This is a genomic window from Paraburkholderia suaedae (assembly GCF_040812055.1).
Taxonomy (GTDB): domain Bacteria; phylum Pseudomonadota; class Gammaproteobacteria; order Burkholderiales; family Burkholderiaceae; genus Paraburkholderia.
In genome coordinates, this window is sequence record NZ_JBFOAH010000023.1 from 51,909 (window position 1) to 63,864 (window position 11,956).

The window sequence follows — 11,956 nt, forward strand, 5'->3', positions numbered from 1 at the left end:
CAGGGAGAGCAACCATGTGCTATTCAGCCCAGATCCAGGCGGACTACCGCAAGTACGTCAGGATGTTTGGCGCGCACATGAGCATCCGGGAGTTCGCGCAGCTGTACTGGGAGCGCGCCGAGGGCAGCAATGTCAGGATTCCGAAGGCGATGGACGCCGCGTTCTCGGCTCCCCAGACCGACGAGGAACGGCGGATCAAGGAAGCGATCGACCGGTTCAACGTCGAGCAGGCAACACGACTGGAGCAGGAATTGTTCAAACAGCGCGCGCGACTCGCCGACGCGGAACGCACACTTCAGGGCAAAACGACGAAGGCGGCCACCGAAAGCAAACGGATCGCGATTAACAAGATCGAGGCGGCGCTGCGCGGGATCGACGATCTCCGGCGCACCGAACTGAAAGACCGCGATTCGAGAATTTTCCCCGGCAACTATGCTCCGGTGATGATCATGGAAGACGGCAAGCGTGTCATCAAGCCGATGCGATATCACTGTCGCCCGGTTGGCAAGCCTGCGGTCTACGACAAGAAATATCCCGGACTTTACAATGCCAGGTTTGACAACCTTGAAGGCTTCTGGAAAGGACTTTTTGAGTATTCGCACGGTCTTATCGTCGCGAATGCGTTCTATGAAAACGTGAAACGACATCGCCTGGAAGGACGCGAGCTCGCTGAAGGCGAACTGGAGGAAAACGTGGTCCTGGAATTCAAGCCGCAGCCTGCTCAGGACATGCTTATCGCCTGCCTGGGGTCGCACTGGCAAAGCCCCGGCGAGCCTGATCTGCTCTCCTTCGCGGCCATCACTGATGAGCCGCCCCCTGAAGTTGCCGCAGCCGGCCACGATCGCTGCATCATTCCCATCAAGCCGGAGCATATTGACGCGTGGCTCAATCCCGATCCACGCAATCTCGCGGCACAATACGCGATCCTCGACGATCGCTATCGCCCTTACTACGGACACCGAATGGCGGCCTGAGCAGCACAAGTCGAGAACGACATTTTGCTCAGCCCCGGTGCACATAAGCAGGTCGGACCGTCGCCCACTACCTAAAGTCCGGTGCAGCCAGGAGCAGACCGCCGGGATCGTCACTTGGATGTCCGCTTCAGGCGGATTGCGGAATGTGAGCTGCGGTCGCCGACCACAGCGTGCCGCGGCCATGCGGCCGCCCATCGCTGGTCCACTGGCGCGCATTTGGTCGGAACCTAGATGAGCCGAAATAAGGTCGCTGAGAGCGGAGTCCGAACACATGTCGGTCTACGGCGCAAATTCGTTCGGAATTGCAACTGCAACAAAGCCCAATGACTGTATATTTATACAGTCATGAGAATCCATCCTGTTATCTTCTTGAAGGCTCTTCTCCCGCAGCGGGGGCGAGGGAACATGCTCGTCTCACGCCTGTCCTTCCTTCCGGCCCGACGGCACGGAAAATGGGATGGTGCTACATACGCGAATCTGTTAAAAGTAGCCCCCATGGCAGGCAGGCAGACCAGAGAAGAAGCCTTGAACATAATCCATGACAAGACGCCGCGGGAGACCGTCGGCCGAGAGACCACCAACCGTTTTCGAATGCAATTTCAAGCTGCGGCATTCGCAGCTCTGGAGATTCTTAGCGGTAGGGATGTGGACCGCGTTTATTGCGATTATCACGATGATTTTGTCGTGCGGCACAACGTGGGCGGTTCCGTCGAATATCACTTCTTCCAGGTCAAGACTAAAGGCCGAGCCAATCAGCAGTGGAAAGTTGACGAGATTTTTTCGCTGAAGAAGAAAGGAAAGCTCGACACCGAGGAAAAGCTGACGGCGATCCGCGACAGCATCGCAGGCAAGCTTTTCGTGCATACGATTGAGTTTGGCGAGGAGTGCCGAGAGGTGACCGTTCTTAGCAACGTCCACTTTCAAGATGACGTTTTCGAGGTTCAAGATCACCTTAAGGTCGGAGCGTCGAATCGCGCGTACATCACGCAATTCATCGAAAAGTTCGGCGAAATTTTCTCGCCTGGCGTACCTCTGTCCGAAGACAAGTTAAAGGCTGCAACGTCGAAGCTGTCTCTCGTGCAGGTTTCCCATCTAGGTGAAACCCTCGAACCGTTTGCTGACGCGGCGCGAAACGCGATTTGGAAGCACAGTGAGATTGACCTGCATAAGCACGAGGTCGACGAGATAGCAAACAGTCTCGTTTCGCTGGTTGAGTCGAAATCCTGTGCACCAATCAGCGGCCTTACCAAAGACAAGATCGACATCGTTACGGGCGTTGGGATTGATGACCTACTGGAGGTGCTGAGCATCTCCACTGCGGTTTACAGGAACTTGCTCAGCGGAGGCGACCCGGGAGCAATCAAGGCGGCTTCCATATTGCAACGCCAACTGAAGGACGCTGGCGCGCCGGACAGCATGATTGAAATTGCATCTCGTGCGAAGGTTTCTTGGGATGTCTGGCTTCGCACAGCCCGTCACACGTTTGCTGAGTTCGACCTTGAACTGCTGCTCAGCGACATCGACGCCAGATGTAAGGCATGGATTTTGAGCGGCAGCGTACTTGGGGATCTTCGAGTAACGATCGATGAAATGCTCAAATCAGATTTAGCCGGGAAGTTTCCGCCGCTAAGCATCGACCTTTTGCTCGGTGGTTTTTGTGCATCAATTGTTCGAAGGGCCACGCGATGAATACCGTCGAATTCTTTGATGAAGCGAAAAGGCTCAATCTCCGACTGGACCTTCCGGCCGAGTTGTCGGTGCCTGCGCATTCGTTAAGCAACGAGGCATTGTTTCAGTTGCCCCTTTTAGCGATGACTATTCTGGCAATAACCAAGGGGGCAGCAAAACCCCTGTTGCCGGAAATTGGCCAACTGGTCGGCGAATGCCTGGAACGTACTGTGCCCGGCTTTAAGGGGTCATCGCAAGACATCGGCTGGTCTGGGAATTTGCGCATCCGGACCATTAAAGCGCTGACCTTCTTGGAAGCTACGAGACAGATCAGCGTCGACAAACGCACGCGGCGGATTTCTGCCACTGAGCTTGGCAAGAAAGTCTACCAAAGCGCCATTGCTGGCGAGAGCCCGTTGGCCATGTCCATGGAAACTATTGAACTCAGCTACCAGTACATAAGAGACGAGGCTCGAGTCAGGGGGGAAGTCAATTGAGATTGAGGTCACTCAAAGTTGAGCCGCTCGGACAGAACGGCTGGGAAAGTCCGCTGCTCGAATTTGGACGGCGGACTACGCTCATCTTTGCAAGGAACGGCAGCGGCAAGACACCGATCATTCAATCGCTAGCTGCTAGCCTTGGATTCCCGCCGCGATTCCGCGATGAAATGTTCAGCAAATGCGCGGCGGTAACTCTGGAGGCTGAGAACGGAGGTGAGCCGTTCGTCGTTCACCGGATTCTCGGAACCAACAATCGTGACTTCCACGCGACCTTGACTTATCGAGGCGAGGAGTCCGAGCACTTCGATGAAGGCTCGTTCTCGCTAGCGCTCTTTGAAGCCCTTGGTTTGGAGCCTCCTCGACTCGTATCGAACAAAGGGGAGGCTGCACAACCCTACATATCAACCGTCCTGCCTGTTTTCTACCTGAATCAGGGTGATGGCTATACCGCAGCCTACAAATCAGCCAACCCGTTTATTGTGGACCAGTTCGTCGAGATGGTCCGCTTCGTATTTGGCCTGAATCCCAAGCATTCGTTCGACGTCAAAAGAAATCTCATTGAAGAAAGGGCGGCGCTGGAGGCGCAGACCCGAAAGATCGTTGCCGCGCAGCGCGTATTTGAATACCAATCTCGAGGTGTCGACGATAGCCTTGCCAACCAGGAGGTGCTTGAGCGCCGTGCAATGGACCTGACCGGTCAAATTGCCGCCCTGCGCGACTCGGTCGATGCCAAGGGCACGGCAAGTTCTACCCTAACCGAAATCCTTCGGCAAAAGGAGCAGCAGATTAGGTCAAAGCAAATCGAACTTTCTGACCTTCAAAGTCGCGTTTCAGGAATTGACGCCATTCGAACCGAGATTGAAGGCGAGGTCAAGACACTCGGTCTCAACGAGGAGGCCCGTCGCGTGTTCTCTTCGTTTGGTGAGATTTGTAATGCCCCAAACTGCGGCCTCTTCATCGGCAGCACTGAGTCGTATGGCAAGAATCTGCTATACCTTCGCGATCAACTCAAAGACCTTGACCGAAATGCGTTGCGGGCGGAGATGCGAATCGAACAACTCGAAGAGGTTCTGAAGGACCTGCGCGCGGAGCGCCATGTGCTGGTTGAAAAACTGGACTCGCCGGCATCTACAGGCGTCGACCAACTGGTGACCGCAGTGCAGGCGCTGACGAAACAGCTGGTGGAGGTTCAGTCCGAGATCGGCCGAGTTGGAGCGCTCAAAGAAGAGCGCTCAAAGCTTTTCAAATTCGAAACGGAGCGATTGCGCATTCAGGACCGCATCGACAGCCTCTCTAACAGCGGACGTGCCGACATTGAGTTCAATAAGCTGCGTCACCAGCTCCGTGAGCTAGCCGTCAAGTGGATGGACATTCTGGACACGAAGAACGTGTCTAGAAATGTTGAAGTTGACTTGGAACTCCGGTTCAAGTTCAATGGCGAGTCGTTGGACCTCTTCTCGGGTAGCACGAAGATCCGCTTGGTGTTGGCTATCCACGCCGCGCTATTCGAGGCATACGTCTCCGAGCCTTCCCGACCGTTCAGGTTCCTCATTCTGGATACCCCGAAACAGCAGGAGCTCCATACCGAGGATCTAGCCAAGTACCTGACCCAGCTTGAGAACCTTTGCGCGGCAAAGGATGCCCAGCTCATCCTTTCGTCGACGGAGTACGACCATCCGACCGGACCGCAAGATAAGCGCTGGCTACCGATGTACAAGGGACAGGACCACCCGATGTATCTCGGAACAAATGCCGATTTTCTCGGCAACTAAGCTGTCGAGCAGTCAGACCGGCAGCAACCATTGCTTAGCAGTCTTCAAGGGTCTGCGTTGACCGTCCGCTGTGGGTCGACGGCGGGCCTTCAGGCGCACGCGCCTCCATGTTGAAATCCTTCTCAATCGTTCGCGGACGCTCTGCGGCGAAGAGTGCGCAAAACAGGGGCACCGCATCGTGACGTCAAGCGGAAGCGGGTCGTCAACTATTTTTCGGCGCGCTTGCTTCGAAATCTCGGCAATACTGGCGAATCGACGTGAAGAACTCTTTGAACCGCTCCCGGGGCGGTTCACTTCGTCGCCCGACGCCTTTGCCACCATTACGAACGACATCAATCCCCGGAGCATGTAATTCCAGAACCCCTTAACGTGGGAATGCCACAGAGGGGTATCAAGCATGCCGTTCATGTGGAAGTGTGCGGGCTGTCCGCCATACGTCTCCATGATGTGCGGAGATGCACCATGCACATAGCCGGAGTACGCTTTATGAAGGACCTTCATCGAGGCTTTTCCGGTGCTCGGGTCCGGGCCCGCCGCGGGGTTTTGTGTCAGATAAGCGTGGATCCTGTCTCTGGGAATGTTGGGTCGCTTGACCGCCGTTTGCGTCGGTCGCTCTCCGTCCTCAAACTCTTCGAGATAGAAGGCTTCGATGAACTTCTTGTGCAGTTCGGTCTCCTCGTACATTAGACCTAGCGCGAGAAGATTGATGTCTTCGCTGGCCTCGTCAACAATGCGACATACGGCGGCCTGTTCGGCAATGAAGCCCTGCGCGAGGAGTACACGTGCAGCTCTTAGCGCGCTTACCAGGCGAGCCATCTTTTGTAGCATCGCTTGAATCGCGCCTTTCTCAGCGTAACGGTATCCATGCGAAATCTTGGCTATTGTCGTCAGCTCTGGCGGGTCCAGCTGGTCGGCAATATGATGGACGTAGTTCTCCATTAGCCCCAGCGCCTGGTCGTATAGCTCGTCTCGTGTCATTTTATCGGCCCCCGATCGCCATATTCCAGCAGTCTACGCGGAGATTTGTCGTCAACCGTTGGATGAGTCTTTCGGCACGATCTGTATCGCGGTGGGTCCGGGCGCCGGACAGTTGCCGCCAATTGATGTGCGCCGTTTTGAGTCAATTCGAGCTGCCCGATCATGCTCGCGATCTGCGTCGCTTAGTCGTGGGGTTGGTCGCCTTCCGGGAGCATGTCGAACTCTTCGAAGATCGAGAGAGAGCGCCGCGGATAGGCCACCGAGAGTTCACCCACATCCAGATTGCTACGCCGCAGCTCAAACGTTCCTCGAACTTCATTCATCTCATAGAACTGTACGGGCCTAGCCAGGCCGTTCAACGCGCTCACGACCGCGTGCATGACGGTCCTGGTACACCTGGTGCCAAACACAATCTCGACCATCTCGAGTGGCGAATCGATGGCTCCCCGAGAACCCAGCAGGCGCCACTCCTTCTCATACTGCCAGTCGGGCGCTTTTCGCAACAGCACGGCTTCATCGACCGAAACTCGGGCCTTTTCATCATGGTCGAGGACCATCTTGGCGACCTCGCTCGCGCGCACATTCCGGTTCCCGCCATATTGGACTTCATGGAGCTGTGGTCGAGCTTCGGGCGGCACGCTGTATCCGATACAAATTCCTCGATGCTGAGCTCCGTAGTGGCTCCACATCAACGGACAATCGTATCGCGTCGCCAGCGACAAAATGCCCTTGTTATATTGCTTCAGCAGTTCGCGTTCGATAGCGTAAGCGAGTACGAACGCGAGAGGGCCTGGAGGATCGTCGCTATATTCCGGGTCCGTGGCGTCATATTTCAGCCGGTCGATCATCTGCTGCGCGGCGGCATGGCTATGCTTCTCAATATGAGCCATGGTCTTCGGGCCGCGATACTTCACGGTGCGCGCGCCAGTTTTCATCTCACCTTCAACGCGACGACGGACTAATTCATAAACGGTACGTTCCATGGTCGGAACGTCGCAGTCAGCTTCAACGCAAGGCTTCGTATCCAGCGGATCGTTGAAGGTGCTGGGGTCGGCATAGTAGACGGTGTCGGCGCACAAAAGCTCAATCGTCCGCTCGTCAAAGTGACGATATTTGTACAGGACAGCGGGGACCGTGTCGATCATAAAGTATCTCCGGATGCCGACTTGAGCGATGCGATCCCGGATCGTAGATCCAGACTTCGGCGGTCTCAGTACGGCGCGATAATTTTGGCGACCTGCTCCAGCTTGCGCGTTAGGCTAGTTAGGCTCCGCCGGGTCAGCGTCGGCTTCTGCGGGAGATGTATGGGCCGACTGGATCTGTTCGATTATGTCAGTTAAAACTTCGAAGGATACCCCGGCGTCGCTTTCGGGGGCGTTGGTTTCCTCGGGTTCCGGTGTGCGATCCTGTCCCGATACTTCTTGATCTGCTTCGCCCGCATGATCAATCGCGCATCCACCTCGACTTCGAACAACCCGAGGATTTCCTCAATTTTCCACCATTCGACGGCGTCTTCGAATTTACTTGCAAGCTTCGCCGAGTAGCTCGCGGGATAGCCGGCGGAAATCAGGCCCTTTGCGTTTTGCAGATGTTCGATGACCCACCGCCCGAAGGTGGCAAATAGCGCGAGAATCGCTAGGTCTGATGCCTGTTCTGCTGCACTCTCGAGTGCGGACGTTGTCTCTTCCAGAGTTACCCCGACGAACTGCGTTCGGTGGAGCAGGTATGCGCGTACCAGATCGTTATCAGCGACCGCAGCACAAAGTCCTTGATGCAGTCCTTGCAAAGGTGAGGATTACTATCCTCCAATTTGAATTTCGTTCGCATTTCTGTTGTTGAACCATCGGTTCCAATTCAGGATTCTGCCAAAGATCGCGGGCAACGCAGTTAGCAACGACGTCAGATATCGGGTCAACCGCTTCCCGACGACTCCGGAAACTGACAAGTCCACCGTACGTCGTGGTCCGGATGTGGACCTGCATACAAAACCGCGACATACGTACGCTCGCTGTGCGAAAACACCTGGTAGTAAAGCCTCGCCGCGCCTTCTGGAGTGGTCCTATCGCCCTGCTTCAAATGCGTGTTGGTGGTTCCCTTGTGGATAGTTTTGGCTCCCCATTGCACTTCCAGGGTTGCACTGATGCCGCCGGTCTGGGCATGGTCAAGGCCTTTTTCGCGAAAGAAGGCATCGATACGCCCGCCCGATCCGTCCGCCACGAAATCGACGAGCGCATCAATCGCGCGCCTCAGGAACTCCCGACGGTGCGCGGCGACCAGATCGCAGGTAGTTAGGACATCCGGAGCGAAAAGGATCCGTGGATTGGCATCGGACACCTGGAGGAAATATTCCGACGGCATAGGCTCTGGTGCCGGCGCGACTGACGGCATTCCGAGCCACAGGCGTCTGTACGCGGCATTGATGACACCGGTGTCGGGCCGTTTTTTTGTGGCAAGGGCCGGCCAGCCATCATGACCGTTGTTACCACGGATGACCATCCCTCCCATTTCCGAAAGCGCGTCGAGTTCGTCCTCGAGATCCGCTGGAATCGGCGCATATGGAAAGACAAGGACATGCGCATCCGCGTACTGATCGAGGCTGTCAAGGTAAGCCCGCAGCGCGTGAATGGCATCCCTTTCGATCGGCAGGAGCGTCAACGTACCCTTGCTTCCGATATCCGCAAGCACGGTCCTGTTGCGCAATCCGTGGCGCACGCAGTCAGCATCAAACTTTCGTTGAAGCGACTTGAATAGGCCGATGACAAACACCACGCTCATGGTCTCATCCCACGTGTCTTACAGGCGGGACTTGATCATGATCGTGCTGAGCAGCGTGGGAAGCACCAGACGGGAAATATCGTCATCCGTCAGCAGTTCGAGCAGCTTGAGGACCTGCTGGCGAGGAGGCATCGGTTCCGAGGTGGCAGGCGCGGACGTCAGGGTGGCAGCGGCGTGCGACCCAACTGCCCCGGCGCCCTGCATCGCGCCCGATGTGACTTCGGTCGGCGCGACATGCAGTTTGGTGAGCGCAACGCCCGCATCGGCCGCCCACTTCTCAATCGTGGAAGTAACTTGCGCGGTCCGGTATTTGCGCCACGCGACACTATGGGCGCCCAGTGCTCGGGAGAAGGTCGCGTTCACCGTACTGGAATACGGCTCCGAGATGAGTGGTCCCAACGCATCCTTCTCGCTCGACGGCAGCGAGGCGCTGTCGAGGAATTCTCTCATCCACCGCGCCTGGAGATCCTTGGAGATCGGCGAAATTTCCACGAAGGATCCTGGCGACGCTTCAACCTGCGCGCGTTCGGTGCTGTTCTTTCCCTCCAGGTAGTGGACGACCTTATCGGTTTCCGTGTTGAAGAAGCGCTTTCGCTCAGGATCAGGATTGGCGAATGCTTGCCACACCTCGCTGCGGATGACGGGCGCGGCCGGGGCTTTCGGTTGCTTCAGTGTCGGCGCATACAATGCGCGAGCTACCGGGGTAGTCCGCAGAAAAACCAAGACGTCGCCAAGTCCTTCTCGTCGCTCAACGCTTACAAGATCACTATGGACGCGCAGGAGGTAGTCTGTGAATTTCTGGAAGCCAAGGGATTTCTCGTCGAAGACGCCAAGTCCATTGGAGACAAACGCCGCCTTGAGGCGCTGTTTGAGGCGCGCCCCAAGTTCAGGGGAGTCGACGGAGAGAAGTTGTGTGAGGAACTGAGATGAAGCGTCGCGCACGTCATGCATGGTTTTCTCAACAGGGTCAGAGGCAAAATGAAATAACCCGCTACGGAGTGTAGCGGGTATTTCCGGATAGAAATCATCACTTGCTTCTGAGTTCCCTGACTTGAAGCCACGTCGTCTAGCTGGCAGAACTCGGCACCCAACTAGCACATCGGCGCTGCTTAAGCTTCCGAGATGGTCCCTGGATGCATTGATCCGGCTAATCTCGAAATACTTCCTGAATCAGGAAGGTGTGTGCATTCTACCTCCGAAGAACACGTTGTCAAGACGCGTCTTCGCATGGGTGGCGTTTTGGGCACGCATTTTCAGCGCGCAGTTTTGACGTCGGTTTTTCCGGGCCGCATTTTGCAGCGGCTTTTCGTTGACCGGAAACTGCGGCAACCCATGGGGCGATCTTACCTCCGAAAAGTCCGTCGCGTTTTCTTTGACGGCCGATTACTACAGGGTCAAAAGTGGGGGCTGGGCGGTGTCCCACTGCATTTTCTGTTTCCCCAGTTCCAAAGAGCCGCCAGCCGGCCCTTTGCGTTTCTGGCATCCGCCCCCGCCTTGCCCACCCTCTTCTGCCCTCGCCAGACGCGGTTTTCGCCGGCGAGAAACTCGCCGCTTTCCATCGCGGCATAAAATGCATACATCTGATAACTGGAGTTTTCACGAGCGGCGATTTGAGATATCTGGGAGAGGCAGGAAAAATGCGGCCTGATACCCATACCCCAGCGCGCACTGTATTCCGTGCCCTCAGCGATTGCCCGGTTGCCGGCTCGATAGCGTGCGACGGTACTGATCGTTGTCGAGCAGCAGGTGATCGACGCGCTCGCGCAGCTGAGTAACCTGACGGCGTAACGCGTCCGCTTCCGCGGAGGCCTGCAGGCGGACCGCGTCGTTCTGCGATTTCAGGAACCGCTCGGTGCCGGCCAGCTGCCCGGCCACCTTCGCAAGCGCCCCTGCCCCGCCGGCCGACGCGGCGATCGTGCGGTGCAGTTCCTCCAGCAACCCGGCGATACGGGTCTCGGACACCGTCGCACGGGCCTCGGCCTGCGCGGCTTCGCGCCGCAGATGACCGTTTTCTTCTTCAAGCCGGCTCACGCGCGCGTGCGCATCGGCCAGCGATGCTTCGGCGAGCTGCAGGCGCAGCCGTTGCGCGGCGGCGTCACCCGTCGCGCCTGCCCCATCGTCATCCAGGCGCGGGGCGGACTGCCTACCCTGCTGCTGCGCGAGCAGCGCATGCAGCGGCGCCAGCGCGTCCCGGACCACCGGCTCGAGCGCCCGGCGCCACGCGAGCACGTCGACGACCGGCCCTGCTTCGGCGTTCCCGGCTGCGGGGGTCGGCGCCAGCGACTGTGCGCGACCGATCGCCTTCTGGAGGGTCCGCGAACTGGGGTTCCGGCTGACGCCGATCTGCGGTGCCACATCGCGCAGCAGCCTGGAGTAGGTCGTGGCGCCGTACAGGCGGCCGGTGAGCATGCGGACCTCATCGATCAGCGCGTCAAGAAACCGGTCGTTGTCGAGCGGGAAATCGCGGTTGAGTGTAGCCAGCGCACTCATGATGGCGCGCAGCTGGGTATCGGTCCATTCGATTTTCGGACGGGCCACGGCGGATTACTCCGGTGCAAGCACAGGGGGCGCACCCGTGACTGGCGGTGCGGAGGTCGGTTCATCGCCCATCAGCGCGCGGAGCTCGGCCTCAAGAGCGGCGATCGTCTTTGGCAACTCGTTGCTGACCTTCACATAGACCTCAAGGTGGCGCTCGTAGTCCTGCTTGGGAACAACCATCATCTGGTAAAGATTCGCGTTACTTACCAGTGACTGACGAATGTGGTCAATCTGGTCGCTCAGTGATTTCGGCAGGAAAATCTTTTTGTCAGGGTAGGCGCTCTCGAATGCGATGCTCGTCTGGTACACGGCCTCGGAGCTTTCCTCGTTGGTCGGCCCGCTTACAAACAGGTTAGGCTGGACCAGCTGATGCACGGCCTGGTGAAAACGCAGCAGCAGCCCGTGCACCGCAGCAATCGCCTCGAAGCGGCGCTCGACCAGTCCACCATACTGGGCATTGCGCGCGGCCGCGGCGATCGCCAGCGACGCGCGCAGCTTCTCGAGCTCGGCGTCGCCCTGCCCTTTCAGGGTCGCCCGATAGGTTTCCAGCTTCAGGGCTGCCTCGGCCTGCAGCTGGACCTTCAGGGTCTCGAGCTTTTCCGCATACTCGGCCTGGATCGCGCCGCGCACGCGCTCGCCAATCCAGCTGCGCAGCAGCCACACCAGCGCGGCCGTGAGTGCGACGCTCACGCCTGCGGATGACAGCATCACCACCGCAAAATCCAGCCAGTCCGTCATGCCTCTTTCCCCT

Annotated in this window: 11 protein-coding genes; 4 read left to right on the forward strand and 7 right to left on the reverse strand. The window is 57.6% G+C overall.

What is annotated here, in order from left to right; translation table 11 throughout:
- Positions 1–14 precede the first annotated feature (14 nt).
- From ABQJ48_RS26725 to ABQJ48_RS26740, 4 genes are all read left to right on the forward strand, one after another.
- Positions 15–974 carry an SOS response-associated peptidase family protein gene (locus ABQJ48_RS26725; protein WP_367840968.1) on the forward strand — a complete coding sequence of 320 codons (960 nt, stop codon included), beginning with the start codon at positions 15–17 and terminating at the stop codon, positions 972–974.
- Positions 975–1,469: 495 nt separating this feature from the next.
- Complete coding sequence (locus tag ABQJ48_RS26730; protein WP_367840969.1) at positions 1,470–2,663, forward strand: dsDNA nuclease domain-containing protein; 1,194 nt, start codon at positions 1,470–1,472, stop codon at positions 2,661–2,663.
- A complete protein-coding gene (locus tag ABQJ48_RS26735) occupies positions 2,660–3,139 on the forward strand; it encodes a hypothetical protein (protein ID WP_367840970.1) in 480 nt (159 codons plus the stop codon). Before ABQJ48_RS26730 ends, ABQJ48_RS26735 begins: the two co-directional genes overlap by 4 nt.
- A gap of 2 nt (positions 3,140–3,141) precedes the next feature.
- Entirely contained in the window at positions 3,142–4,914 is a 1,773-nt protein-coding gene (locus tag ABQJ48_RS26740; RefSeq protein ID WP_367840971.1) for an AAA family ATPase, read from the forward strand.
- Positions 4,915–4,926: 12 nt separating this feature from the next.
- Here the strand turns inward: ABQJ48_RS26740 and ABQJ48_RS26745 are convergent, their stop codons facing one another.
- The 7 genes from ABQJ48_RS26745 to ABQJ48_RS26775 form a co-directional block, all read right to left on the reverse strand.
- The gene (locus ABQJ48_RS26745; protein WP_367840972.1) at positions 4,927–5,853 is read right to left on the reverse strand and encodes a hypothetical protein; all 927 of its coding nucleotides are present in this window, start codon (positions 5,851–5,853) and stop codon (positions 4,927–4,929) included.
- A gap of 221 nt (positions 5,854–6,074) precedes the next feature.
- A complete protein-coding gene (locus tag ABQJ48_RS26750) occupies positions 6,075–7,037 on the reverse strand; it encodes a DUF2971 domain-containing protein (protein WP_367840973.1) in 963 nt (320 codons plus the stop codon).
- 191 nt (positions 7,038–7,228) lie between these two features.
- Positions 7,229–7,678: a hypothetical protein gene (locus ABQJ48_RS26755; RefSeq protein ID WP_367840974.1), complete on the reverse strand. Its 450-nt coding sequence runs from the start codon at positions 7,676–7,678 to the stop codon at positions 7,229–7,231.
- A gap of 125 nt (positions 7,679–7,803) precedes the next feature.
- Positions 7,804–8,667 carry a hypothetical protein gene (locus ABQJ48_RS26760; protein ID WP_367840975.1) on the reverse strand — a complete coding sequence of 288 codons (864 nt, stop codon included), beginning with the start codon at positions 8,665–8,667 and terminating at the stop codon, positions 7,804–7,806.
- 18 nt (positions 8,668–8,685) lie between these two features.
- Positions 8,686–9,618 carry a hypothetical protein gene (locus ABQJ48_RS26765; protein WP_367840976.1) on the reverse strand — a complete coding sequence of 311 codons (933 nt, stop codon included), beginning with the start codon at positions 9,616–9,618 and terminating at the stop codon, positions 8,686–8,688.
- Positions 9,619–10,350: 732 nt separating this feature from the next.
- A complete protein-coding gene (locus tag ABQJ48_RS26770; RefSeq protein WP_367840977.1) occupies positions 10,351–11,205 on the reverse strand; it encodes a hypothetical protein in 855 nt (284 codons plus the stop codon).
- Between the two features lie 6 nt (positions 11,206–11,211).
- On the reverse strand, positions 11,212–11,943 hold the full coding sequence (locus ABQJ48_RS26775; RefSeq protein ID WP_367840979.1) for a hypothetical protein: 732 nt from the start codon (positions 11,941–11,943) through the stop codon (positions 11,212–11,214).
- Positions 11,944–11,956 lie beyond the last annotated feature (13 nt).